This window comes from Schumannella luteola (genome assembly GCF_013408685.1).
GTDB classification, from domain to species: Bacteria; Actinomycetota; Actinomycetes; order Actinomycetales; family Microbacteriaceae; genus Schumannella; species Schumannella luteola.
On sequence record NZ_JACBZY010000001.1, the window covers coordinates 2,194,568 to 2,219,603 of the forward strand.

Sequence of the window (25,036 nt, forward strand, 5' to 3'; positions counted from 1 at the left end):
ATAGGCGTACAGTCGGTTCGGACGCCCACGGGCGCCCGAACCCGACACCCGGGCGGAGCGCCCGGAGGAAGAAGTCCGCCGTGAAGGCCCTGCAGTACCGCACCATCGGATCCCGCCCCGAGCTCGTCGAGATCGAGAAGCCCACGCCGGGGCCGAGCGAGATCCTGCTGCGGGTGACCGCCGCCGGCGCCTGCCACTCCGACGAGTTCATCATGGGCGCCTCGGCCGAGGACTACTACTTCAAGCCCCTGCCGCTCACCCTCGGCCACGAGGTCGCCGGCGTCGTCGAGCAGATCGGCGAGGGTGTGCACGACGTCGAGGTCGGCGAGTCGGTGCTCGTCTACGGACCGTGGGGCTGCGGCCGCTGCTACCAGTGCGCGCAGGGTCAGGAGAACAACTGCGAGAAGGGGATGCGCGCGCCCGGCATCTTCAGCGACGGCGGCATGGCCGAGTACATGATCGTCGACGACGCGCGCCACCTCGTGCCGCTGGGCGACCTCGACCCGGTGAAGAACGTGTCGCTGACGGACGCGGGTCTCACCCCGTACCGGGCCGTCAAGTCGGCGCTGCCGACGCTCGTGCCCGGCACCACCGCCGTCGTGATCGGCTCGGGCGGACTCGGCCATGTCGCCATCCAGCTGCTCAAGGCCCTGACCCAGTCGGCCGTCGTCGTGCTCGACGTCGCCGACGACCGCCTCGACTTCGCGCGCGAGGTCGGCGCCGACCATGCCTTCCTCTCGAACCCCGACGCGATCCCCGCCGTCAAGGAGCTGACCGGCGGCCACGGCGCGGATGTCGTGTTCGACTTCGTCGGCATCCAGCCCACCGCCGACCTCGCCGCGGGCATGATCCGCACGGCCGGGCACGTCGTCGTGGTCGGCGTCGCGACCGGTGCGGTGCCGATCGGCCAGACGACCGTTCCGCTCGACGTCACGGGCCGGGCGATCAACTGGGGCTCGCGCACTGAGCTCATGGAGGTCGTCGAGCTGGCCAAGCGCGGTGCGATCTCGATCCACGTCGAGGAGTTCTCGCTCGAGAACGCGACCGAGGCCTACGACCGCCTGCACGCCGGCCAGGTGCGCGGCCGCGCGGTCATCGTCCCTGGCGCCTGATCGCCGACGATCACCCGCGCGTTCACCGGCATGTCGGGGGCGCACGTCAGGATGCCCGCATGAGCGAAACCGCCGACCGCCGCGTCAGTGTCCGCATCGACCGTCCCGCCGACGAGGTGTCGGCGTTCGCCGGGGACCCGGCGAAGCTGCCGCGCTGGGCGGCCGGGCTGGCGACGGGGATCCGGCGCGAGGGCGAGCGCTGGGTCGCCGACTCCCCGATGGGGACGATCGAGGTGCGCTTCGTCTCCGAGGAACCCGGCGTGCTCGATCACGTCGTCGTCTTCCCCGACGGCACCGAGAACCTCAACCCGCTGCGGGTGATCGCGGACGACGAGGGCTCGGGCAGCGAGATCGTCTTCACGGTGCTGCGTCGCGAGGGGCAGAGCGACGAGCAGTTCGAGGCGGATGTCGCGGCCGTGCGGGCCGACCTCGAGAAGCTGCGCGAGCTGCTGAGCTGATCGTCGGCGTCGCGGGTCGCCAGGCGGCCTGGTCGCCGCGTCATGCGAGGCAACACGACGTCGCGACCCGGCGGGCCACCGCGCGCCCCACCTACCCTGGCGGCGTGACGACCGAACCCCGCGTGCATGTGATCCACGAGAACCCGGAGTGGTTCCCGCCCTTCCTGGCGGCCTTCGACGCGGAGGGCGTCCCCGTCGAGGAGGTGCTGCTCACCGCCGGCACCATCGACCTGGATGCCGAGCCGGCGCCGGGCGTCTGGTGGTCGCGCATGAGCGCCTCGGCACACACCCGCGGCAACACGCACTCGAAGGACTACACGCGCGCCGTGCTCGGCTGGCTCGAGGGCTGGGGCCGCACGGTCATCGGCGGCTCGAACGTGATCGAGCTCGAGGTGAGCAAGGTGCGCCAGCACGCGCTGCTGCGCCGTGCCGGCTTCGATGTGCCGCGCACGATCGCCGTCTTCGGCCGCGAGGGGCTCCCCGCCGCGGCGCGTGACTTCCCGGCGCCGTTCATCGTCAAGCACAACCAGGGCGGCAAGGGGCTCGGCGTGCGCCGCTTCGACAGCCATGACGACTTCGCGGCCTACGTCGCGGGCTCCGAGTTCGAGGAGCCGGTCGACGGCATCACCCTCGTGCAGGAGCTGCTCGTCGCCCGCGAGCCCTTCATCACCCGTGCCGAGTTCGTCGGCGGCGAGTTCGTCTACGCGGTGCGCGTCGACACCAGCGCCGGCAGCTTCGAGCTGTGCCCGGCGGATGCGTGCGAGGTCGTGCCCGGCGCGGCGGAGCCGTTCCAGGTGCGCGGGGAGGTCACCGCCGAGCACCCGCTGATCGTCGCCTACGGCCAGCTGCTGCGCTCGGCCGGCGTCGACATCGCGGGGATCGAGTTCATCGAGACCGTCGACGGCCGAAGCGTCACCTACGACATCAACACCAACACGAACTACAACCCGATCGTCGAGGCGAGCGCGCCGGTCTCGGGGCCGCGCAGCATCGCGCGCTTCCTCGGGCGGCTGCTCGAGCGGGAGCGCAGCCCGCACCTCACCCTCGTCTGAGGCTCGCCCGAGTCGGGGGCGCAGTGCGGCGCGCGGATCGCCGTGCGGCGCACGGATCGCAGCGCGGGCGTCGCAGCGCATCCACCACAATGGAGCCATGAGCGATTCGCGTCTGGCCGTCGTCGTCCTCGCAGCCGGGGCTGGCACCCGGATGCGGTCGAAGAAGGCGAAGGTGCTGCATCCCATCGCCGGCGTGCCGATGATCGGCCACGTGCTCGCCACGGCGCGCGAGCTCGACCCGGCGCACGTCCTCACCGTCGTGCGGCACCAGCGCGATGCGGTCGCCGCCGCGATCGCGGAGCTCAGCCCCGACGCGATCGTCGTCGACCAGGACGAGGTGCCCGGAACCGGCCGTGCGGTCGAGCAGGCCGTCGCGGCGCTGCCCGCAGACTTCGAGGGCGACGTCGTCGTCGTCTCCGGCGACGTGCCCCTGCTCGACGCGGCGACCCTCGCCGGCCTCGTCGCCGCGCACCGCGGCGCCGGCGCCGAGGCCACCCTGCTCAGCGCCGTGCTCGACGACGCCACCGGCTACGGCCGCATCGTGCGCGACGCCGACGGCGGCGTCGACCGCATCGTCGAGCACAAGGATGCGAGCGACGCCGAGCGCGCGATCGCCGAGATCAACTCCGGCAGCTACGTCTTCAGCGCCGCCGCGCTGCGCACCCACCTGCCGACGCTCACGACCGAGAACGCGGCGGGGGAGAAGTACCTCACCGAGGTCGTCGGCCTGCTGCGCGCCGCCGGTCAGCCGATCGCGGCCGTGCCGGTCGCCGAGCCCTGGATCGTCGGCGGCGTCAACGATCGCGCCCAGCTCGCCGAGCAGGCCCGCCGCCTCAACGCGATGATCGTGCGCGGCTGGCAGCTCGCCGGCGTCACGATCACCGACCCGGCGACCACCTGGATCGACCTGGCCGTCACGATCGGCGAAGACACCGAGATCCTGCCCGGCAGCCGCCTGCTCGGCGCCACCACGATCGACCGGGATGCCGTGATCGGCCCCGACACGACGCTCATCGACACCGAGGTCGGCGAGGGCGCCTCCGTCGTGCGCAGCCAGGCCGAGCTCGCCGTGTTCAAGGCGTTCTCCACCGTCGGGCCGTTCTCCTACATCCGACCCAACACCGAGCTCGGCGGCGGCGGCAAGATCGGCGCCTTCGTCGAGACGAAGAACGCGCAGATCGGCCGGGGCACGAAGGTGCCGCACCTCAGCTACGTCGGCGACACGGAGGTCGGCGAGGAGTCGAACCTCGGCGCCGGCACGATCACCTCGAACTACGACGGCGTGAACAAGCACCGCACGACGATCGGCCGGAACGTGAGGATCGCCTCGCACACGGTGCTCGTCGCCCCCGTTAGGATCGGGGACGGCGCGTACACGGGAGCCGGCGCCGTGGTCCGCAAGGACGTCCCCGCGGGATCGCTGGCCCTCACCGTCGCTCCGCAACGCAACATCGAGGGCTGGGTCGAGCAGAAGCGACCGGGGTCCGCGTCGGCGCAGGCCGCAGCGGAATCCGACGGTCAGACGCCCGACGAGCCGACCGCCTGAGGGCAGGAAGCGAGATCGTGGCCGCGATCAAGATCACCGGTGAGAAGAAGCTCGTCCTCGTCACGGGGCGTGCTCATCCGCAGCTGGCGAAGGACATCGCCGACGAGCTCGGATCGGAGCTGGTCGAGACCGACTCGCGCACCTTCGCCAACGGCGAGATCTACTCGCGCTTCGACGAGAGCGTGCGCGGTGCGGACATGTTCGTCATCCAGTCGCACACGAGCCCGATCAACGAGTGGCTCATGGAGCAGCTGATCATGGTGGATGCGGCGAAGCGCGCGAGCGCCAAGCGCATCACGGTCGTCGCCCCCTTCTATCCCTACTCGCGCCAGGACAAGAAGGGCCGCGGCCGCGAGCCGATCTCGGCCCGCCTGGTCGCCGACCTGTTCAAGGCCGCCGGCGCCGACCGCATCATGAGCGTCGACCTGCACGCCGCGCAGATCCAGGGCTTCTTCGACGGCCCCGTCGACCACCTCTTCGCGATGCCGGTGCTGCTCGAGCACTTCCAGGCGAAGCTCGACCCCTCGACCCTCACGGTCGTCAGCCCCGACATGGGCCGCGTGCGCGTCGCCGACATCTGGAGCGACAAGCTCGGCGTGCCGCTCGCGATCATCCACAAGCGCCGCGACCCGAAGGTCGCCAACCAGGTGACGGTGCACGAGATCGTCGGTCAGGTCGAGGGCCGCGTCTGCCTGCTCGTCGACGATCTGATCGACACCGGCCGCACGATCGTCAAGGCCGCCGAGGCGCTCAAGGCGCAGGGCGCGCTCGGCGTCGTCGTCGCGGCGACGCACGCCGTGTTCAGCGACCCGGCCGTCGAGATCCTGCAGAGCGACTTCATCGATTCCGTCGTCGTGACCGGCACCCTGCCGGTGCCCGAGGAGAAGCGCTGGGACCGCCTCGAGGTGCTGCCGATCGCCCCGCTGATCGCCCGCGCGATCCACGAGGTCTTCGACGACGGCTCGGTCACGAGCATGTTCGACGGCGCCGCCTGAACCGCACCGGCCGTCTCACCCCGGTGCCTGACGAGCGCGTGTCGGGATCCGTCGCGTGAGCTCGTCGACGCCGACCCCGGCGGCTGATGTCGTGGACGACGGATCGCTTCGCTTCGCGGAGAACGAGCCCCGCGGAGCCCGCCTGCTCGCGCTGGTGCTCTGGGACGCGGGCCTCGCGCTCATCTACGGCGCCGTGCTCGGCTTCCTCGCCTCGGTCGCGTTCGGCCTCATCGTGTCCGAGGCCGCGCCCTCCGTTCCGGTCGCCCGCTTCGCGCTGCAGGTGCTGGGCGGCGGCGTCGTCGTCAGCGTCCCGATCTTCCTGGCCGGGATGCTGCTGCGGCTGGTGGCCGGTCCCGTCGAGGCGATGCTGCTCGCGCGCGCTGAGATCCGTCGCCGTGACGCCCGGCCCGGCCTGCTGTCTCCCCGGCGCGAGCGCACGCGGCTGGGGAAGTCGAAGGCCTTCGACGGGCTGATCGGCTTCATCTGGCTCATGTTCGGCCTGTTCGCGCTCATGATCCTCGTGACGGTGATCGTCTTCCTCATCGATCCGGACGACGATCCCGAGGTCGTCGGGGTCGTCCTGCTCGTCATGATCGGCGGCGCGGTCGTCACGTTCCTCGGCGCCCGGCCGTTCCGCGGCGAGGGACTGCGTGCCTGGCGTGCGCTGCGAGCTCGACTCGAGCCGGGCTGGACTCGCGAGCACCTCGACGCGGTCGAGGCGGCCGAGCGGATGGCGCGCGAGCGCACGGTCGCGCGGGCGGCGACGCTCGCGGGCGGGCCGCAGCGGGCGACGCGACTGGATTCCGCGAGGCATCGTCGGCTGGGTGCCGTGCTCGCCCGGGTGAACCGCGTCGGTGCGATCACCTTCGCGGTGGCGGGGATGCTGTTCCTCGCCGGGGTCTACCTGCGACAGCCGTGCCGCACGTGCAGCCAGCGCGCCTGGAACGCGCCGATCGAGTCGTTCATCGATGTGGTCGTGACGGCGGCCGGCGCGATCGCGGTCGTGGCGGCGGCCGTCGAGGCGGTCGCTCTCGTCGCCTGGCTGGTGCGTCGCATCCTCCGTCGTGTCGACCTCACCCGTGTCGCCCGCGATGCGACGGCGCGAGTCCGGCCGGGCGAGCTCGCCGCTGATCTCGGCGCCTTCTCGACGAGCCTGCTGCTCGGGATGGGTCTCGTCGCGGCCGCCGCGATCGTCGCCATCCCCTCGGTCAGCGCTCTGATCGAGCTCGACCGTGTCGGCGCGGGGGCGGAGCATGTCGGTGTCGCGCGCCTGCTGCTGGGGATCGCGCTGGGAGGCGCGGCCGCAGGTGTCGTCGGCATCACGGCGGGGCACATCGCCGGAGTCCGTCACCGCAACGCACTGCGTCGTCGCTGGTCGCCCGGAGACCCGCTGCCGCCGAGGCCGCCCCGCCGCCGCGGCGGATCCGGGGGCGGACGATCCGGGGGCGGTGGCGCAGGCGGCGGCCGCGGGCGTCGACCCCGCAACCCCTACGCGGTCTGAATCGACTCGCGCACGTCGATCCCGGCTTCGCGCACCAGCTCGAGATCGAGCAGCCTCTGCGCCGAGACGCCGCCGGCCGGCGCCCGATCCAGCCGGTCGAGGGTCAAGGCGGTGAGCAGTGCCGTCGCAGCCGACTGCGACCGGCCACTCGCCGTCGACGTCATCCCGGTGCGCCGATTGCGGGCGATCAGCTGCCAGCGATCGCTGCCCGAAGGCGGCACGTGACGCACGAGGCCGCCGAATCGAGGATGGGCGCTGAGCCAGCCGAGAGCGCGGGTCTCGAGCCGCGAGCTGACGGCCAGGTGGGTGCGGGTGCGCGCGCCGTCGTCGTCGAGCAGCAGATCGTCGGGGAAGTCGGCGCGCAGCATCCGCCGCCGGCGTCCGTCGGCGTCGACGAGGATGCGGGGCTCGGCGAGGCCGCGGTGCCGGTCGCCGGCGGCGTCGGTCCAGTCCTGGCCGAGCAGTCCGATCGTCCATTCGACCGCTGCGGCGCCGTGCGTCTCGCCGGAGCCGAGCACGACGCCGACGTCGATCTCGTCGCCGGGCGAGCGCCCGACCGAGGCGGCGAGCAGAGTGCTGAGTCCGGGTGCGAGCCCGACGCCGATCACGCGCGGATGCGCACCGCCGACCGCGAGCACCTCGTTCAGGTGCGTCGCCGACGCAGAGATGTCCAGGTACGCCGAGTCGATGTCGGCGAGGCGGACATCCTCGAGTCCCGCGGCATTCACGACGGCTTCGCAGCCGGCGGCGAGCTCGCGATAGGCGTCGATCTCGCGGACCGCGTCGAGCGCCGTGCCCGCCTCGGGCGCGGCGCGGCCGACGGCGATGACGGTGTGACCGCGCTCGGCGAGCAGCGAGCGGATGCGGTGGCCGACAGCGCCCCGGGCGCCGAGCAGCAGGATCTTCACGAGAACTCCAAACGTTCAGTTGGAGACGACGCTAGAGCCGAGCAGGGTCAATTGCAAACGTTCGGTTGGAGTTCGAGCTAGAGTCGGCACGTGGCCTGGGACACCGAGAAGACGCGACGCGCGCTGCTCGCCGCCGCCGTCGTCGAGTTCAGCGCCCATGGCTTCGCCGGCGCCCGGATCGACCGGATCTCGACCGAGGCGGGCGTCAACAAGGAACGCATCTATCCGTACTTCGGCGGCAAGGCGGGCCTGTTCCGCGCGGCGCTGCTCGACAGCCTCGGCGACTGGGTTCACGAGGCGCGCATCGAGGGGCGCGGCGCGGAGGCTATCGGCCGCTTCGCCGGCGAACTCGTCGACTGCTACGTCGCGGCTCCGCACCTCCCGCGTCTGCTCGCCTGGGAAGGGCTCGAGGCGCCTCTGGTGCCCGACGACGAGCGGGTCGCGATCTGCGCCGATCGCATCGACGGCATCCTCTCGGCCCTGCCCGACCTCGACCGCGAGCGGGCCGCACGGCTGCTGCTGAGCATCCTCGTGCTCGTGAACGGATCGTGGACGCTGCCGCAGCTCGCCGCGGCGACTGGCGTCGCCCGCGCCGATCACGCGGCGCTCCGCGCGTCGCTGGTGCGGCAGGCGACGGCCCTGGCCGAGGCGACCTGAACGCCGCCGACCTCGCGAACCGGCGTGCGTCGGCGTGCGCGGCAGCCGGCTTCGGCGTCTAGCGCGTGCGGGCGTAGGGGATGAGGCCGAGCGCCGCGTAGAGCCCCTGGCGGCCGTCGAAGCCCTCGGCATAGCAGTACCAGCCGGGGCCCTCGGATCCGAGTTCGAACTTCACGACGCCGGTGTACTCGCCGGCGGCGCGCTCGACGATGCTCGCGCAGGTGAACTCGGCCGTGCGAGCCTGCGTCAGGATCGTGCCGGCGGCCCCGGGCACGATGAGCGCGAGCACGGCGACGATCACCACGATGCGCAGCGTGCGCCCGTAGCGCGGCCCGCGCAGGGGGCGGTCGTTCGGCACGTACTCGGCCAGCTCCGGGTGGAACTCGTCACTCGACACGGCTCTATCGTCGCATCCGGGGGCCTGAAGATGTGCCCGGATCTCGGCATCGGCCGGGGCGCGGTGCGTGCGCTGAGCTTCCCTGCGACGGGCGCAGAGGGCTAGCTTCGCGACATGGATGCGGTGAACGCGCTGGGGCTGTCGGTCGCGACGCCCGAGGTCACCGGCTCGGTCGGGCTCGCCTCCGCCTACCCGGTGACGGAGCTCGCCGCGCGCTCCGTCGGGGCCTCGGGAGCTGCCGTCGCCGAGCTGCTCGTGGCGCTGGGGCACGTCGAGCCGCGCGTCACCGTGCGCCGCGAGCTCGCCGAGGCCTGGTTCCGCAGTGCGATCGTGCCCGAAGGCTGGACGCCGCCTCCCGCCTGGGATGCGCTCGCCGGCGACTACCGTGCCCGCGACGGCTGGCTGCGGCTGCACACGAATGCGCCGCATCACCGGGCCGCGGCGCTGCGGGCGCTCGGGCTCGGCGAGCCCGCGGCTGATCGCGACGGCGAGGGCGCCGTCGAGTCCGCGCTGCGCGCCGAGGTCGAGCGCCGGGTCGCGGCGAGGGATGCCGGCGCGACCGAGTCGGCCGTCGTCGCCGAGGGCGGCGCCGCCGCCGAGCTGCGCACCGCGGCGGAGTGGGCCGCCCATCCGCAGGGGATCGCGGTCGCGGGGGAGCCGCTCGTCGCGCGCCTCGACGCACCGCCGCCCGGATCGAGCCCGCCGTCGTCGACCGCATCGCGCTGGGTGCCGACCCCCGCACGCCCGCTCGCCGGACTGCGCGTGCTCGACCTCACGCGCGTGCTGGCAGGTCCCACGGCGACGCAGCTGCTCGCGGGCCTCGGCGCCGAGGTTCTGCGTCTCGATCCGCCCGACTGGGATGAGCCGGGTGTGCTGCCGATCGTCATGTCGGGCAAGCGCACGGCCCGGCTCGACGCGCGCACGCCGACCGGCGCCGCCCGGCTGCGCGAGCTGCTCGCCGGCGCCGACGTGCTCGTGCACGGGCTTCGGCCCGGCGCCCTCGACGGTCTCGGACTCGATCTCGTGACCCGGCACCGTCTCCGGCCCGGGCTCGTCGAGGTGCAGCTCGACGCCTACGGCTTCACCGGTCCGTGGGCCGGGCGGCGCGGCTTCGACAGCCTCGTGCAGCTGTCGACCGGCATCGCCGACACCGGGATGCGCGACGCCGACGCCGAGCGTCCGGTGCCGCTGCCGGTGCAGGCGCTCGACTTCGCGACCGGCTACCTCGCCGCCGCGGCCGCGCTCGCCGGTCTCGCCGATCGGGCGCGCGCATCCGAGGGCCGGCACGCGAGCGAGCCGTCGAACGCGGGCTCCCTGCGTCGTCTCTCGCTCGCGCGCACCGCTCACGAACTCGAGAGGATGCGGACTGCTGCTCCCGCGTCGGAATCAGCGTCCGTGTCGGCATCCGCGTCCGCGTCGGCATCCGCATCGAGCGCCGCATCCGCATCGAGCGCCGCATCCGGTGTCGCCTCCGCCGATCTGCCGAACACCTCCGTCGCGACCGGCTGGGGTCCCGCCCGCCGCGTGGCGCCGCCGCTCGAGATCGACGGCGTGACCTTCGACTGGCCGGTCGAGGCGGGGCCGCTGGGCCGGCATTCCGCGCGCTGGAGTTCGTGACCCCATCCGTCTCCGCGTGACGCCGCATGACATCCCGCGACCGGATGTGACGCCCTGAGACGGTCGTGTGACGCCTCACGACGGCCCGCGACGGGCCCGCTGGACGGTGCTCGACGCGGCTCCTAGTTTCGGCTCACGGCGCCCGCCCCGGGCGTCGCACCGACACCCGAGCCGCTGGGAGAAACGATGTCGATCACCGCATCCGAGACGTCGGCCTTGCTCGTGCACACGACGCCCGACGACCCGCGCTCGCAGCCGGTGCTCGCCGACCTCGAGCGCGAGTACGACACCCGCTACCGCGGCTACTTCCCCGACAACCAGCCGGCGTCGACCGAGATCAACCGCTACCCGGCGAGCGAGTTCAGCGCTCCGCACGGCACCTTCCTGCTGCTGCTCGACGGGGACTCCGACGCCGGCGGCACCGCCATCTCGGCCGGCGCCTTCAAGCGCCTCGACGCCGAGACGGTCGAGCTCAAGCGCATCTGGACCCACGCCGACCACCGCGGTCGCGGCCTCGCCCGCGTCGTCATGCGCGAACTCGAGGCCGAGGCCGAGCGCCGCGGCCACCGCCGCGTCGTGCTCAGCACCGGCCCGCGCCAGCCCGAGGCCGTGCGCCTCTACCTGGGCCTCGGCTACACCCCGCTGTTCGACGTGGATGCCGACCCCGAGACCGTCGGCATCCACTCCTTCGAGAAGAATCTGGAGACCCGCGCATGAGCGTCGCCGACGACACCGCCACCCGGCCCGCCGACGGCGGCGCGGGCGCCGACCCGGGCGCGACCGCATCCACGGCATCCACCGCGCCCGCCGCGAACCGCAACCGGGTCGACCTCAGCGCCGTCAAGGTCGTGCCGACCCGGCACTGGTTCCGCTGGGTCTTCGGCGCCGTCGTCCTGTTCGTCGTCGCGCAGCTGATCTGGACGCTGTTCACGAACGACAAGTACGACTGGGGCACCTTCGGCCAGTACTTCTTCTCGGAGACGGTCGTGAACGGTCTCGTGCTGACCCTTCAGCTCACCGTCGGGGCGACCGTGATCGGCTTCGGCCTCGGCATCCTGCTCGCCGCCGGGCGGCTGTCGAAGTCGTGGATCCTCAGCTCGGCCTCGTGGGCCTACATCTGGTTCTTCCGCTCGGTTCCGCTCGTGGTGCAGCTGGTCGTCTGGTACAACCTCGGCTACCTCTTCCCGCAGATCGGACTCGGCACCCCGTTCACCTACGACTTCTGGATCGTCCGGGTCGACACCGTCACCCTGATCAGCCAGATGGCAGCCGCCTTCCTCGGCCTCGGTCTGCACCAGGCCGCCTACTCGGCCGAGATCATCCGCGGCGGACTGCTCTCGGTCGACTCCGGCCAGCTCGAGGCCGCCGGCGCGCTCGGGCTCCCGCGGCGGGTGCGCTTCTTCCGCATCGTGCTGCCGCAGGCCGCTCGCTCGATCGTCCCCAACGCGGCGAACGAGGTCATCAGCCTCGTCAAGGGCGCCTCGGTCGTCTTCGTGATCGCGCTGCCCGAGCTGTTCTACGCCGTGCAGGTCATCTACAACCGCAACAGCCGCGTCATCCCGCTGCTCATCGTCGCCGTCGTCTGGTACACGATCGTCGTCACCCTGCTGAGCATCGGCCAGTACTACCTCGAGCGGCACTACGCCAAGGGCAGCGTGCGCGTGCTGCCGCCGACGCCGCTGCAGCGGGCACGCCACTGGGCGCGGATCCAGTGGGCGCGCCTCGGCGACGGCGACCCGACCGCGATCCCCGAACTCACTCGATCGACCGACAGGAGAGCACGATGAGCATCACCCTGGAGCGCCCGGATGCCACCGAGCAGGCGGATGTGGCATCGCCCGCCGACCGGCCGGGTCGCGTCGAGATCCACGACGTCTGGAAGAGCTACGCCGGCGTGCCGGTGCTGCGCGGCGTGAGCCTCGACATCGAGCCCGGCGAGATCGTCGCGATCCTCGGGCCCTCCGGCTCGGGCAAGTCGACCCTGTTGCGCACGATCAACCACCTCGAGACGATCGATCGCGGCTCGGTCACGGTCGACGGCGAGTTCATCGGCTACGCCCGCCGCGGCGGCCGCCTGCACGAGCTGCGCGAGAGCGAGGTGCTGAAGCGCCGCACCGGCGTCGGCGTGGTCTTCCAGAACTTCAACCTGTTCCCGCACCTGACCGCGCTCGAGAACATCACCGAGGCCCCCGTCGCGCTGCGCCGCGCGACGAAGGCCGAAGCTCGCGAGCAGGCCAAGGCGCTGCTCGAGCGCGTCGGCCTCGGCGACAAGGGCGGCCGCTACCCGCGCCAGCTCTCCGGCGGCCAGCAGCAGCGCGTCGCGATCGCCCGCGCGCTCGCCCTCGACCCGCAGGTGCTGCTCTTCGATGAGCCGACCAGCGCGCTCGACCCCGAGCTCGTCGGCGAGGTGCTCGGCGTCATCCGCGACCTGGCCGACTCGGGCCGCACCCTCGTGATCGTCACCCACGAGATCGGCTTCGCCCGCGAGGTCGCCGACCGCGTCGTCTTCCTCGACGAGGGCGAGCTGCTCGAGCAGGGGCCGCCGAGCGAGGTGCTCGTGAATCCGCATCACCCGCGCACCCAGGAGTTCCTGGCGAAGGTTCTCGCCTGAGTGAGACCCGTCAGGGCCGTCACCGCGACGGCCCGACACCGCACGACCCGACACAGCACGACCCGACACAGCACTCGCCCTCCGGGGCGCAGACCGAGACCGAAAGAGGCAGAACATGGCAGTGAGCAAGAAGCAGGTGGGGGTGATCGTCGCGGGCGTGGCGGTCGTCGCCATCGTCGGCGGCGTGATCGCCGGCGTCGTGCTGAACCAGCCCAAGGGCGCGGATGCCGCATCCACCGACAAGACCAAGAACGCCTCGGCCGAGAAGATCCTGCCGGTCGTGACGCACGGCGAGGTGCCCGAGGCGATCGCCGCGCTCAAGGCCAGCGGCTTCACGCCCGTCGAGCCCGGCAAGTTGACGGTCGCCACGAGCGTCTACCTGCCGCCGCTCGGGTACCAGCCTGAGGGCGCGAAGGAGCCCGCGGGCACCGAGCCGAACTTCGGCAAGCTCATCGCCGACGGACTCGGCCTCGAGTACAACCCGAAGGTCGTCGCCTGGGCCGACTGGCCTCTCGGCATCCAGTCGGGCAAGTACGACCTCATCACCTCGAACGTGACGGTGACCGAGGAGCGCAAGGAGCTCTACGACTTCGCGAGCTACCGCAACGACCTGCTCGGCTTCTACGTGAAGAAGGACAGCAAGATCACCTCGATCAAATCGTCCGCCGACATCTCGGGACTGAAGATCATCGTCGGCTCCGGAACCAACCAGGAGTCGGTGCTGCTCGCCTGGAACAAGGAGCTCGAGGAGGCCGGCGAGAAGCCGGCCGAGCTCGTCTACTACGACGACAACGCCGCGGGCGTGCTCGCCATCCAGTCGGGCCGTGCGGATGCGACGCTCGGGCCGAACGCGACCGCCGCCTGGTCGGCGAAGGAGACCGGCGACACCAAGCTCGTCGGCACCCTCTCGGGCGGATGGCCGCTGACGGCGCAGATCGCGGCCGGCACCAAGAAGGGCAACGGCCTGATCGAGCCCGTCAACATCGTGCTCAACAAGCTCATCGACGACGGCACCTACGACAAGCTCCTGAAGGAGTGGGGCCTCGAGAGCGAGGGCATCCAGAAGTCGGAGATCAACCCTCCCGGACTGCCCAAGTCCTGACCCCGCGGCGACCCCGGCGAGACCCATTCCTCTCGCCGGGGTCGTCTCGGCGTTCCCGGCGCCGCAGCGCCGGAGCGCCGCAGCATCCCCGCTCGACCAGCACGTCCCGTGATCGGAGAACCATGAGCCCGCGCGTCCCCCTCTCAGTCCTCGACCTCGCCCCCTTCGGATCGGGTCGCACCGCCCGCGACGGGCTGCTCGAGACGATCGACCTCGCGCGGCACGCCGAGAGCTGGGGCTTCGCGCGGCACTGGTTGGCCGAGCATCACGGCAACCCGGGCATCGCGGGCTCGGCGCCGCACGTGCTGCTCGCCGCGATCGCCGCGCAGACGTCGACGATCCGGCTCGGCACGGCCGCGACGATCATCGGCAACTCGACCCCACTTCAGGTCGCCGAGTCGATCGGCACCGTCGCCGCGCTGCACCCCGGTCGCGTCGACCTCGGCATCGGCCGCTCCGGCGCCCCGCGCCGGAAGCCCGGTGACACCGGCCCCGAGATCGTCGGCCCCGACCCGGGCGCCGTCGCGGGGCCGCGCGACAACCGTGTCGTCGACGGTCTCGTCATCCCGCCGCCGCATCGCTTCGTCGCGGGCGAGCGCTTCCGCCTGCAGTCGGGGCTGCTCGGCCGCACGCCGGGGGATGCCGACTCCTTCGAGCAGGACGTCGCCGACATCCGCGCCTTCCTCGCCGGCGACTACGTCTCGCCCGAGGGGCTGCCGTTCGAGGCCGCACCCGCGGCCGGGACGGACGTCGAGGTCTGGATCCACGGTTCGAGCGCCGGTCCGAGCGCCCGCCTCGCCGGACAGCTCGGCCTGCCCTTCGGCAGCAACTACCACGTGCTCCCGTCCTTCGTGCTCGACGCCGTCGCCGAGTACCGCGCCGCCTTCGTGCCGAACGCCGAGCGCGACCGCCCGCACGTGATCGTCTCGGCCGACGTCGTCGTCGCCGACACCGACGCGCAAGCGCGCGAGCTCGCGGCGGGATACGGTGCCTGGGTGCTGAGCATCCGGGAATCGCGTGGAGCGATTCCGTTCCCCACCCCCGCCGACGCCGCCGCGAACCCGCTGACCCCCGAGCAGCTGACCGTCGTGCAAGACCGCCTCGACACCCAGTTCGTCGGCTCGCCGGAGACCGTCGTCGAGCGCCTCGAGACCCTGCGCCGCGCGACCGGCGCCGACGAGCTGCTGATCACGACCGCGGTGCACGATCACGCCGACCGGCTGCGCTCCTATGAGCTGCTCGCCGACGCCTGGGCGGCGTCGGGCACGGCGTCCACCGGCACGGCATCGACGGGTGACGGCGCCGCCGCCGTCCGAGGCGCCGAGGTCGCCGCGTGAGCGTCGAGATCCGCGAAGCACGCCCCGAGGAGTTCGACGAGGTCGGCGAGCTGACGGTCCGCGGCTTCCTGGCCGGCCCCTACGGCCATCTGCCACGCAGCGAGTCCCGGCTCGCGCTCGAGCGGGATGCCGCGGGTCGCGCCCGCGACGGCGCCCTGCTCGTCGCGGTCGACGGCGACGATCGACTGGTCGGCACCGCGAGCGTCCTGCGCGCCGGCACGCCCTACGCCCGCCTCGCCGCGGAGGGATCCGATGAGGCCGAGCTGCGCCTCATCGTGGTCGACCCCGAGACGCGGGCGATCGGAGTCTCGGATGCGCTCGTCGCGGCCTCGCTCGAGACGGCTCGCGGGTGGGGCGTCGGCTCCCTCGTGCTCGACACCGGCGCCCGCAACGAGCGCGCCCAGCGGCTGTACCGCCGTGCCGGGTTCCAGCGCGCGACCGAGCGGGAGCACGACGAGCCGGGCATCGGCGGCATCCACGTCTACCGTTTCGGATTCGGCGCCGACGCGGACGCGCTGCTGATCCGCCTCGTGCACCACGACGAGCTCGAGACCGTTGGCCGGCTCACCGCCGCCGCCTACACGAGCGACTACCCCGACCTTCCCGCCGACTACCTCGCCTCGCTCATCGATGTCGCCGGTCGAGCATCCCGCGACGAGGTCTGGGTCGCCGAGCGCCGCGCGGACGGCGCGCTGGTCGGCACCGTCTGGACTCCGCGCGAGGGCCAGACCATCTCCGCCGTCGCCCGGCCCGGCGAGCTCGACTTCCGCCTGCTCGCCGTCGACCCGGACGCCCGCGGTCTCGGCGTCGGCGCGGCGCTCACGCGTCACGTGCTGCGCCTCGGCCGCGAGCGCGGCGTCAGCCAGGTCGTCATGAACAGCGGGCCCGAGATGCTCGGCGCTCACGCCCTCTACGCCAAACTCGGCTTCACGCGGCTGAGCGAGCGCGAGGGTCCGATCGAGGTCGCACCCGGTCGGTTCATCGAGATCTACGCCTTCGGATATCCGCTCGCGGGAGCCTCGTCGGTCTCGGCCGCCTGACCCGTCGCCCGATCCGCCGCCAGGCCCGCAGCTGAGTCCACGTCGGCTGCCGAGGAGGCCGGTGCGGCGACCGTGCCGCGCCGCAGCACCGGCAGCAGCGCGATCGCGAGCGCACCGCCGAGCAGCCCCGTGCAGACCGCGAGCGCTGCCGCCAGCCCCGCGCGCGAGACCGTCGTGACGCCCGCTCCGTCCGACCCGGCGAGCAGCAGCCCGCTGACCAGGGCGACGCAGAAGGTCGCCGAGAGGCGCTGCGTCAGCTGCAGGAACGAGGCCGCCGAGCCGTGCAGCGCGGCGGGCGCGAAGCCGAGCGTGATCGCGCGCAGCGGCGGTTCGAGCAGACCGGTCGCGACACCGCTCACGGCCTCGGCGACGACGATCACGACGAGCAGGCTCAGCAGGGGAGCGTCGACCCCGAGCACGATCAGGATGCCGATGCTCGCGACGATCTGCAGCCCGAGGCCCAGCGCGACGATCGAGCCGCCGACGCGGGCGTGCGTGCGGGCGCTGAGCAGCGAGGCGGCGATGCGCACGAGCGACGCCGGCACGAGCAGCAACGCGGTCAGCGGCGCGCCGAGCGCCGCCCCCTGCAGCAGGAACAGGGTGATGGCCGAGGAGTGCGCGAGCACCGATCCGAACCAGAGCGCGGCGACGGCGTTGCCGCTCACGAAGCCGGCCGAGCGGATGAGCGCCGGGGCGAACAGCGGCACCCGACGCCGCCGCGCCTCCCGCGTCTCCCACAGCACGAGCGCGGCGATGATCAGCACGCCGCCGGCGACCACGGCGGGCACGCCCGAGCTGGCGACGCCCGGGTCGATCACCGGCAGGGTCGCGAGCAGCACGAGCGTGCCGAGCAGGGCGACGCCCGGGAGGTCGAGCGAGAGACGGCCGCGGTGCCCGGATCGGGCCCGGTCGTGCGGCCGCGGCGAGCGTGACGGGACCGGTAGCCTCCGCAGCGCCACGATGAGCGTCGCGAGCGAGAACGGCGCGCTGATGCCGAGCACCGCGCGCCATCCCAGCCACTCCGGCAGCAGCGTCAGCAGTCCGGCGGCGACCGCCGGGCCGAGCACGGCCGCCGTCGCCCCGGCCGCCGTGTAAGCCGCGAAGGCGCGCACCCGGGCGGGGCCGTGGAAGCCGTCCTGGATGAGCCCCAGCACCTGCGCGCTGATCAGGCCGGCGCCCAGACCCTGCACGACCCGTCCGCCGACCGCCGCCGCGACGATGGGGGCGAGAGCGGAGGCGAGCGCGCCGAGCAGGAACAGCGCCAGGCCGACGACGAGCGGACCACGGCGCCCCAGCGCATCCCCGAGCCGCCCCGCGGGCACGAGCCCGAGCCCGAAGGTCAGCGAGTAGGAGGCCAGGAACCACTGGATCGCGGCCGTGTCGGCGCCGAGCTCGCGCGTCACCGCGGGCGCCGTGTAGTTGACGACGGCTGAGTCGATGAGTGTCGCGAGTCCGGCGCCGAGCGCGATGACGAGCACGACCTGCGCCGAGGGGTGCGTCGTCACGTCGTCGGCGGCCGCAGCCGCCCCGCTCATGCGCGGCTCAGCACATCGGCGACGACCCGCGCCCCGAACGCGATCGCGTCGACCGGCACCCGCTCGTCGGCCGCGTGGAAGAGGCCTAGCACATCCACGTCGGCGGGCACCCGCAGCGGCGTGAAGCCGTAGCCGCGGATGCCGAGCGCGGCCACGTGCTTGTTGTCGGTGGAGGCGGGCATCAGGTACGGCACGACCGTGCCGTCCGGGTCCTCGGCGCGGATCGACCGCTGCAGCACGGCCAGCAGCGGGCTGTCGGCGGGGGAGTCGATCGGCGGGATCCAACTGGCCTTGTCGATCTCGACGCCGGGCCCGGCGAGGCGGTCGAGCTCGGCGAAGAAGGCCTCCTCGTGCCCGGGCAGGATCCGACAGTCGATGCGCGCGGTCGCCTCGCCCGGGATGACGTTGCTCTTGTAGCCGGCCTGCAGGATCGTCGGCGACGCGGTGTGCCGCAGCGAGGGTGCGACGACCGTGCCGAGCAGCCCGAGCTCGGCGAGCCGGGTCTCGAGTGCGTCGTCGTCCAGGGCGGTCAGGTCGTCGTCGAGCGCCGCGCCGATGGTCGTCAGCAGCGCCTCGACCGACGGCGTGCGCACCACGGGGAAACGGTGGTCGGCGATGCGGGCGACGGCTCGGGCCAGGCGCGTGACGGCGTTGTCGGCGCTGGGGCGCGAGCCGTGTCCGGCCGGCCCGCGCGCGGCCAGCGAGATCGAGCTGACGCCTTTCTCCGCGGTCGATACGAGGTAGGCGCGGTGGGCGCCGGGCGTGCCGTCCGCGTCGGCCGTCGGCGGGGCGAGCGGCAGCGAGAAGCCGCCGACCTCGCCGAGCGCCTCGGTCGCCCCCGCGAGCCACTCGGGATGCTCGGCCACGACCCAGCGCGCGCCCCAGACGCCGCCCGCCTCCTCGTCGGCGAAGAACGCCAGCACGAGGTCGCGTCGCGGGCGCACGCCCTCGCGGGCGAAGGAGCGGGCCACGGCGACGGCGATGCCGAGGTAGCTCTTCATGTCGACGACGCCGCGACCATAGAGCAGCCCGTCGGCGATCTCGGCGGCGAAGGGCGGATGCGTCCAGTCGTCCGCGTCGGCCGGCACGACATCCAGGTGTCCGTGCACGAGCAGAGCCGGTGCGGCGGGATCGGTGCCGGGGATGCGGGCGACCAGGTTGCCGCGCCCGGGGCGCGACTCGGCGAACTCGCCCGCGATGCCGACCTCGGCCAGCAGCTCGCGGATGAGCAGCGCCGCCCGGGTCTCGCCGTCGCCGATGTCGGGCTCGCCCGTGTTGCTCGAGTCGATGCGCACGAGCTGCCGGGTGATGTCGAGCGCCTCGCGCTCGAGCAGCGCGATCGCGGCCTCGGAGAGCACCGCGGGAGCGGTGACGGGCGTCGGCGCCGAGGCTGCCGACTCCTCAGGCGCCGACTCCTCAGGCGCCGACTCCGACGCTGCTGTCGGGGACGCTGCCGAGGCCGAGGTCGCCGTCATCTACTCGCCGTCCTTCCAGGCTGCCGTGAGCAGATCCAGTCGCGAATCCGCGCCGAAGCTCACCCCGTGCACGCTCTGCTGGGTGCCGAGGATGCTCGTCAGTTCGTGGATCGGCACGTGGTAGTACTGCGTCGCCAGCTGGTCCTGCACCTGCCCCAGGATCTTGTCACGCGCATCCGCGTCGCCGGTCGCCAGCTGCTGCTGCAGCAGCGTCTCGAGCTCGGCGTCGTCGATGCGGTAGTAGTTCGTGCCGGCGCTCGAGAACGCGGTGCGCAGGATGTCGCCGTCGGCGCGCGACTGGTTGCCCCAGGTGATGTCGAAGTCGCCTGACTGCTGCTTTGCGAGGAAGTCGGGCACCACGGCGCCGCCGTCGAGGGTCAGCTTCACGCCGACCTTCTTGAGCTGCTGCTGGATGAGCTCGAGCGAGGTCTGGTTGGGTCCGAAGTTCGAGATCCAGATGAGCTTCAGCTCGAGCGGCTCGCCGTCCTTCTCACGCACGCCGTCGGAGCCGAGCTTCCAGCCGGCCTCGTCGAGCAGCTTCGCCGCCTTCTTGGCATCGTGCGTGAAGCGGCCGCTCTCGTCCTTGTAGCCGGGCGTCGTCTTCGCGAGCGCGCTCGTGCCGACCGCGAAGAGGTCGTTGAGGGCGGTGTCGCGCACCTCGACGCTGTCGACGGCGCGCGCGACGGCCTCGCGCACCCGCACATCGCCGAGCTTCGGGCTCTGCTCGTTGAAGCCGAGTCCGAAGGCGACGCCGGGGTTGGCGCGCGAGACGACCGGCAGGTCGGAGGTCTTCAGCACCTGCACGTCGTTCGGCTGCACGCCGCCGATGACATCCACCTGATCCGAGCTGAGGCTGCCCGTGCGCACGCTCGCCTCGGGCACGACCTGGAAGGTGACGCTGTCGAGGTGCGCGGCCTCGCCCTTGTTGAGCGATGCGGGGCCCCACGCATAGTCGTCGCGCTTCTCGAGCACGGTCTCGACATCCTTCGTGTACTTCTTCAGCACGAAGGGGCCACTGCCGTAGAGACCGTCGCCGGTGGCGCGGTCGGAGTAGGGGATCTTCAGCCCGGCGGCGGAGACGATGCCGAGGCCGACCTGCGAGGTCGAGTTGGGGAAGGCGGCGTTCGGCGTCGAGAAGGTGACGACGGCCGTGTGCTCGTCCGGCGTCTCGGTGCCGCTGTAGCCGAGGAACGCGCTGACCACGGTGCTCTTGGCCCCGGCGGCGACGATGTCGTCGAAGGTGCCCTTGACCTCGGCCGACGTCAGGGCCGTGCCGTCGCTGAAGGTCACATCGTCGCGCAGGTGGAAGGTGTAGCGGGTCGCGTCGTCATTCGCCTCCCAGCTCGAGGCGAGCCAGGGCTTCAGCGAGCCGTCCTTCGGGCTCTGGTACAGCAGCGAGTCGAAGAGCTGACGGGTGACGTACAGGGTGTCGTTGCCCGATCCGGTGCCGGAGGGGTTGAGCGAGATCGGGTCGTTGGCGATCGCGAAGCTGAGGTCGCCGCCGTCGACCGGCTTCGTCGCGTCGCCGGTGCCGCCGCCGGCGGCAGCGCCGCCGGCGCAGGCGCTGAGCGCGAGGCTGACGGCGGCCGTGACGGCGAGGGCCCCGGCCAGGCGGGGGAGTCGGAGGCGGCCGCGCGCGGGGCGCGGGGGTCGGGCTGCGGTCATCGGGATGCTCCTGGGGTGACGGACGCCGGGGTGGCGTCGGCGGGGGTTGTGCCGGAGTGGCTCGTGCCGGAAGGACTGGTGCCGGAAGGGCTGGAGTCGTCGGCGACGCTGCCGGGAGGTCGGGTGCGGTGCAGACGAGTGCCCGGGATCGCGGCGAGCAGCTCGCGCGTGTACTCGGCCGCGGGCGAGCTGAAGACGGTGTCGACATCGCCCTGCTCGACGAGGCGCCCGCGCTGCAGCACGGCGACCGTGTCGGCGATCTGCCGCACGACGGCGAGATCGTGCGAGATGAACAGGTAGCTGATGCCGAGCTCGGCCTGCAGGTCGGCGAGCAGGGCGAGCACCTGCGCCTGGATCGACACGTCGAGCGCCGAGACGGGTTCGTCGAGCACGAGCAGCTCGGGGCCGAGCGCGAGGGCGCGGGCGATCGCGACGCGCTGGCGCTGCCCGCCCGACAGCTCGGAGGCTCGCCGGGTGAGCGCGCGGCTCGGCAGGGCGACGGCGTCGAGCAGCGCCGCCGCCCGGTCGCGGCGCTGACGGCGGGTGCCGAGACCGTGGGCGGCGAGCGGATCGGTCACGATCGTCTCGACGCTCCAGCGCGGGTTGAGTGCGGCGTAGGGGTTCTGGTGCACGAGCTGCACGCGCCGGCGCAGCCGGCGCAGCTCGGCGCCCTGCACGGCGCTCACGTCGACGCCGTCGAGCAGCAGCCGCCCGGCATCCGTCTGCTCGAGCCGGAGGGCGATGCGCGCGGTCGTGGATTTGCCCGACCCGCTCTCGCCGACGATCGCGAGGGTGCCGCCGCGCGGCACCGCGAGGGTGACGTCGTCGACCGCGAGCTGCTCGCCGCCGCCGAGCGAACGCGGCAGCGGGAACGCCTTGGTGACGCCCTCGAGGCGCAGGATGTCGTCGCTGCCGGCTGCGGCATCCGCACCGGGGGCGGCCTCGTGGCGCGGCTCGCCGGGGCGCGCGCTCGCTTGCGCGACCGTGCGCTCGACGAAGGGATCGCCGACCCTGCCCGCGGTCAGCGCGGCGAGCGTCGGCGCCGGCAGCCGGTGCCGTTCGAGGCCGCTGCCGCGCTGCGCGGCGATGCTCGGTGCGGCGGCGATGAGGCGGCGGGTGTACTCGTGGCGCGGGGAGCCGAGGATCTGCGCGGGCGAGCCCTCTTCGACGACGCGCCCCTCCGAGAGCACGAGGATGCGGTCGGCCCGATCCGCCGCGACGCCCAGGTCGTGGGTGATCAGCAGCAGCGCGGTGCCCTCGGCCCGCAGCCGGTCGAGCTGGTCGAGGATCTGACGCTGCACCGTGACGTCGAGGGCGCTCGTGGGCTCGTCGGCGACCATGAGCGGCGGCTCGGCGGCGATCGCGATCGCGATGAGCACGCGCTGGCGCATGCCGCCCGAGAGCTCGTGCGGGTAGCGGGTCGCCTGCAGCTCGGGGTCGGGCAGACCGGCGCGGCCGAGCGCCTCGACCGCGCGGGCGGGGGCGCTGCGGCGGTCGGCGAGACCGTGGATGAGCAGGGTCTCGGCGACCTGCGCGCCGATCCGCTTGACCGGGTCGAGCGACACGGTCGGGTCCTGCGGCACGAAGCCGATGCCGGCGCCGCGCAGCTGCCGCAGCCGGCGGCGCGAGGCCGTCGCGAGGTCCTCGCCGCGGAAGCGCAGGGATCCGGCGGCGATGCGGGCGCCGGGAGCGAGCAGCTGCACGATCGCCTGCGCGGTCGTCGACTTGCCAGATCCGCTCTCGCCGACGACCGCGAGGGTCTCGCCCGTAGCGATGCGCAGAGAGACCTCGCGCACCGCCTCGATCACGCCGCCGTCACGTCCGCGGTAGTGCACGGCGAGGCGGTCGACCTCGAGCAGCGGCGCAGCGGCGCTCGCCGCGGCGTCCGACTCGGCACCGGTCTCGGCATCCGCCTGATCGACGGCCGCATCCGAGACGCTCGAGCCTCCGGTGGTGTTCTGCGTCGTGACGCTCATCGCGTCCTCCGTCCTTCGGCGTCGACCGCGCGGGCGAGCCGGTTGGCTGCCAGCACGGTCAGTGCGATCACGAGCCCGGGCAGCGTCGTCAGCCACCAGGCGCCCTGCAGGTAGTCGCGCCCGGTCGACACGAGCGAGCCCCACTCCGGCGTGGGCGGAACCGCGCCGTAGCCGAGGAAGCTCAGCGACGAGATCGCCAGCACGGCCGTGCCGAGCTCGAGCGTCGCGAGCGCGATGACCGGCCCGGTCGAGTTCGGCAGCACGTGCCGCAGCAGCACGCGCAGCGGATGGTTGCCGGCGACGACCGCCGCCTCGACGTAGGTCGAAGTGCGCACCTTCACCACCTCGGCCCGCAGCACCCGGGCGATGCCGGCGGCGCTCGCCAGGCCGACCGCGATCGCGACGTTCGTGGTGCCGAAGCCGAGGGCCGTGATGAGCGCGAGCGACAGCAGCAGGCTCGGGATCGCGAGCAGCACATCCGTCACCCGCATGACGACGTCGTCGACCCAGCGGCCGACGTAGCCGGCTACGAGTCCGAGCACGGCGCCCGACGCCAGCCCGATGCCGATCGCGAGCACCGCCGAGCGCAGGGTGAGCCCGGTGCCGTGCACGACCCGGGTGAACAGGTCGCGGCCGAGCTGATCGGTGCCGAAGAGGTGCGCCGCGCTGGGGCCCTGCAGCTTCTCGCGCGGAACCCCGGCGAGCGGATCTCCGGCGGCGATCAGCTGCGGCAGCACGGCCCCGACGACCACGAGCAGCAGCCAGACGGCGGCGAGGATCGCATCGAGCGGCAGGGCGCGCAGCAGGCGCCGGGCACGATCGCCGAGGCCGGCGGAACCGCGGCGGGACGCCTCGGCATCGGCGAAGCGGTCGGCGGCGGTGGTGGCGAAGGTGTCGCCGGGCGTCGCCGTCCGGGCGGAGCGGTCGAGGGTGGGCGTGCTCACGAGCGGGCTCCCGTCGTCTCGAGTTCGGTGCGGGGATGCGCGGCGTGCGCGGGCGTCGTCTCGGCCGCGGTGGCGGATGTCGGAGTCGGCGAGAGCCCAGCGGCGGAGGCGGGAGCATCTGCGTCGACCGCACCGGCGAAGGCTTCGCGGGCCCGCGCGCGCGCACGGGGCCCAGCGAGACGGATGCGCGGGTCGAGCAGCGGGTACAGCAGATCGACGACGAGGCTGACGACCACGAAGACGAGCGCCGCGAACAGCACCACGCCTTGCACGATCGGGATGTCCTGCGCCGTCACCGCGGTCGCGGTGAGCCGGCCGATCCCGGGCCGCGAGAAGACCGTCTCGGTCACGACCGTGCCCGAGAGCAGTCCGCCCACGATCACGCCCGTGTAGGTCAGCGCCGGCAGGGCGGCGTTGCGGAGCGCGTGCGCGAAGTGCACCCGGCCGCGCCCGGCGCCCTTCGCCCACACCGCATCCACGTAGGGCTCGCGCAGTGTCGTCGCGAGGCTCTTCGACAGCAGCTGCGCGATCGCGGCCCCGGTCGGCAGGGCGAGCGCGATCGACGGCAGGATCGCGGCCGTCCAGGTCTTGTCGCCGAGCGCCGGCAGCCAGCGCAGCTGAAACGAGAACCACTGGATGAGCAGCAGCCCGAACCAGAAGCCGGGCACCGCGACGCCGACCGGCGGCAGCGCCAGCAGCACCCGTGCGAGCACCCTGCTGCGGGTCAGGGTCGCGGCGATCGCGACGCCGGTGCCGCCGAGGATCGCGAGCACGATGCCGAGCGCGGTGATCTGCAGCGTCGACGGCAGCGCCGCGGCGATGAGGTCGGCGACGGGCCGCCCCGAGCCGATCGAGCGGCCGAGATCGCCGCGCAGCACCTGGCCGATGCCGTCGACGTACTGCAGCCAGAGCGGCCGGTCGAGGCCGAGCTCGTGCCGCAGCGCATCCAGCTGGGCGTCGCTGAGATCGGTCGCGTCGGGCCCGGCGAGGATGCGCACCGGGTCGCCCGGCAGCGCCCACAGGATCAGGAAGGTCGCCGTGTAGGCGGCCCAGAGCACCCCGACCGCCTGCAGCAGCCGGCGCAGCAGATAGCGCGTCACGATCGTCC

The 25,036-nt window shown here is 73.0% G+C and carries 22 protein-coding genes; 14 read left to right on the plus strand and 8 right to left on the minus strand.

Going from position 1 to position 25,036, the window contains the following annotated elements; genetic code table 11:
* Window positions 1–80: 80 nt before the first annotated feature.
* The 6 genes from BJ979_RS09880 (at window position 81) to BJ979_RS09905 (ending at window position 6,664) form a co-directional block, all read left to right on the plus strand.
* The gene (locus BJ979_RS09880; protein ID WP_179567475.1) at window positions 81–1,112 is read left to right on the plus strand and encodes an NAD(P)-dependent alcohol dehydrogenase; all 1,032 of its coding nucleotides are present in this window, start codon (window positions 81–83) and stop codon (window positions 1,110–1,112) included.
* Window positions 1,113–1,171: 59 nt separating this feature from the next.
* The gene (locus BJ979_RS09885) at window positions 1,172–1,570 is read left to right on the plus strand and encodes an SRPBCC family protein (protein ID WP_179567477.1); all 399 of its coding nucleotides are present in this window, start codon (window positions 1,172–1,174) and stop codon (window positions 1,568–1,570) included.
* A 104-nt stretch (window positions 1,571–1,674) separates the two neighbouring features.
* On the plus strand, window positions 1,675–2,622 hold the full coding sequence (locus tag BJ979_RS09890; RefSeq protein WP_179567479.1) for an ATP-grasp domain-containing protein: 948 nt from the start codon (window positions 1,675–1,677) through the stop codon (window positions 2,620–2,622).
* A gap of 97 nt (window positions 2,623–2,719) precedes the next feature.
* Window positions 2,720–4,168, plus strand: coding sequence for a bifunctional UDP-N-acetylglucosamine diphosphorylase/glucosamine-1-phosphate N-acetyltransferase GlmU (gene glmU, locus BJ979_RS09895; RefSeq protein WP_179567481.1), 1,449 nt, complete (start codon window positions 2,720–2,722; stop codon window positions 4,166–4,168).
* Window positions 4,169–4,185: 17 nt separating this feature from the next.
* On the plus strand, window positions 4,186–5,163 hold the full coding sequence (locus BJ979_RS09900; RefSeq protein ID WP_179567483.1) for a ribose-phosphate diphosphokinase: 978 nt from the start codon (window positions 4,186–4,188) through the stop codon (window positions 5,161–5,163).
* 55 nt (window positions 5,164–5,218) lie between these two features.
* Window positions 5,219–6,664 (plus strand): hypothetical protein, encoded by a 1,446-nt coding sequence (locus BJ979_RS09905; protein ID WP_179567485.1) that lies wholly within the window; start codon window positions 5,219–5,221, stop codon window positions 6,662–6,664.
* Here BJ979_RS09905 and BJ979_RS09910 read toward each other — a convergent pair.
* Window positions 6,652–7,572 carry an NAD-dependent epimerase/dehydratase family protein gene (locus BJ979_RS09910; protein WP_179567487.1) on the minus strand — a complete coding sequence of 307 codons (921 nt, stop codon included), beginning with the start codon at window positions 7,570–7,572 and terminating at the stop codon, window positions 6,652–6,654. The two genes, BJ979_RS09905 and BJ979_RS09910, sit on opposite strands and share 13 nt — an antisense overlap.
* A gap of 90 nt (window positions 7,573–7,662) precedes the next feature.
* Between BJ979_RS09910 and BJ979_RS09915 the strand changes: the two genes are divergently transcribed.
* Entirely contained in the window at window positions 7,663–8,229 is a 567-nt protein-coding gene (locus BJ979_RS09915; RefSeq protein WP_179567489.1) for a TetR/AcrR family transcriptional regulator, read from the plus strand.
* Between the two features lie 58 nt (window positions 8,230–8,287).
* Here BJ979_RS09915 and BJ979_RS09920 read toward each other — a convergent pair whose 3' ends face one another.
* Window positions 8,288–8,626 carry a hypothetical protein gene (locus BJ979_RS09920; RefSeq protein ID WP_179567491.1) on the minus strand — a complete coding sequence of 113 codons (339 nt, stop codon included), beginning with the start codon at window positions 8,624–8,626 and terminating at the stop codon, window positions 8,288–8,290.
* A 114-nt stretch (window positions 8,627–8,740) separates the two neighbouring features.
* Here BJ979_RS09920 and BJ979_RS09925 point away from each other — a divergent pair, with 114 nt between their 5' ends.
* The 7 genes from BJ979_RS09925 to BJ979_RS09955 all read left to right on the plus strand — a co-directional run bounded on the left by BJ979_RS09925 (window position 8,741) and on the right by BJ979_RS09955 (window position 16,333).
* On the plus strand, window positions 8,741–10,243 hold the full coding sequence (locus BJ979_RS09925) for a CoA transferase (protein ID WP_179567493.1): 1,503 nt from the start codon (window positions 8,741–8,743) through the stop codon (window positions 10,241–10,243).
* A 186-nt stretch (window positions 10,244–10,429) separates the two neighbouring features.
* The gene (locus BJ979_RS09930) at window positions 10,430–10,960 is read left to right on the plus strand and encodes a GNAT family N-acetyltransferase (RefSeq protein WP_179567495.1); all 531 of its coding nucleotides are present in this window, start codon (window positions 10,430–10,432) and stop codon (window positions 10,958–10,960) included.
* Window positions 10,957–12,030: an amino acid ABC transporter permease gene (locus tag BJ979_RS09935; RefSeq protein ID WP_179567497.1), complete on the plus strand. Its 1,074-nt coding sequence runs from the start codon at window positions 10,957–10,959 to the stop codon at window positions 12,028–12,030. The genes BJ979_RS09930 and BJ979_RS09935 overlap by 4 nt, the downstream gene beginning before the upstream one ends.
* Window positions 12,027–12,854 (plus strand): amino acid ABC transporter ATP-binding protein, encoded by an 828-nt coding sequence (locus BJ979_RS09940; protein ID WP_179567499.1) that lies wholly within the window; start codon window positions 12,027–12,029, stop codon window positions 12,852–12,854. Before BJ979_RS09935 ends, BJ979_RS09940 begins: the two co-directional genes overlap by 4 nt.
* 115 nt (window positions 12,855–12,969) lie before the next feature.
* Window positions 12,970–13,956, plus strand: coding sequence for an ABC transporter substrate-binding protein (locus BJ979_RS09945; protein ID WP_179567501.1), 987 nt, complete (start codon window positions 12,970–12,972; stop codon window positions 13,954–13,956).
* A gap of 122 nt (window positions 13,957–14,078) precedes the next feature.
* The gene (locus tag BJ979_RS09950; protein WP_179567503.1) at window positions 14,079–15,293 is read left to right on the plus strand and encodes an LLM class flavin-dependent oxidoreductase; all 1,215 of its coding nucleotides are present in this window, start codon (window positions 14,079–14,081) and stop codon (window positions 15,291–15,293) included.
* Window positions 15,290–16,333: a GNAT family N-acetyltransferase gene (locus tag BJ979_RS09955; RefSeq protein WP_179567505.1), complete on the plus strand. Its 1,044-nt coding sequence runs from the start codon at window positions 15,290–15,292 to the stop codon at window positions 16,331–16,333. Before BJ979_RS09950 ends, BJ979_RS09955 begins: the two co-directional genes overlap by 4 nt.
* Here the strand turns inward: BJ979_RS09955 and BJ979_RS09960 are convergent.
* The 6 genes from BJ979_RS09960 to BJ979_RS09985 are packed head-to-tail and all read right to left on the minus strand — an operon-like array spanning window position 16,282 to window position 25,028.
* Window positions 16,282–17,868 (minus strand): MFS transporter, encoded by a 1,587-nt coding sequence (locus BJ979_RS09960; RefSeq protein ID WP_179567506.1) that lies wholly within the window; start codon window positions 17,866–17,868, stop codon window positions 16,282–16,284. The genes BJ979_RS09955 and BJ979_RS09960 overlap by 52 nt on opposite strands.
* Window positions 17,865–19,343 carry a M20/M25/M40 family metallo-hydrolase gene (locus BJ979_RS09965; RefSeq protein ID WP_179567507.1) on the minus strand — a complete coding sequence of 493 codons (1,479 nt, stop codon included), beginning with the start codon at window positions 19,341–19,343 and terminating at the stop codon, window positions 17,865–17,867. Before BJ979_RS09965 ends, BJ979_RS09960 begins: the two co-directional genes overlap by 4 nt.
* The gene (locus BJ979_RS09970; RefSeq protein ID WP_179567508.1) at window positions 19,344–21,008 is read right to left on the minus strand and encodes an ABC transporter substrate-binding protein; all 1,665 of its coding nucleotides are present in this window, start codon (window positions 21,006–21,008) and stop codon (window positions 19,344–19,346) included.
* Complete coding sequence (locus BJ979_RS09975) at window positions 21,005–22,984, minus strand: dipeptide ABC transporter ATP-binding protein (protein WP_179567509.1); 1,980 nt, start codon at window positions 22,982–22,984, stop codon at window positions 21,005–21,007. Before BJ979_RS09975 ends, BJ979_RS09970 begins: the two co-directional genes overlap by 4 nt.
* Window positions 22,981–23,928, minus strand: coding sequence for an ABC transporter permease subunit (locus BJ979_RS09980; RefSeq protein WP_179567510.1), 948 nt, complete (start codon window positions 23,926–23,928; stop codon window positions 22,981–22,983). Before BJ979_RS09980 ends, BJ979_RS09975 begins: the two co-directional genes overlap by 4 nt.
* Complete coding sequence (locus BJ979_RS09985; protein WP_179567511.1) at window positions 23,925–25,028, minus strand: ABC transporter permease; 1,104 nt, start codon at window positions 25,026–25,028, stop codon at window positions 23,925–23,927. The genes BJ979_RS09980 and BJ979_RS09985 overlap by 4 nt, the downstream gene beginning before the upstream one ends.
* Between the last annotated feature and the right edge of the window lie 8 nt (window positions 25,029–25,036).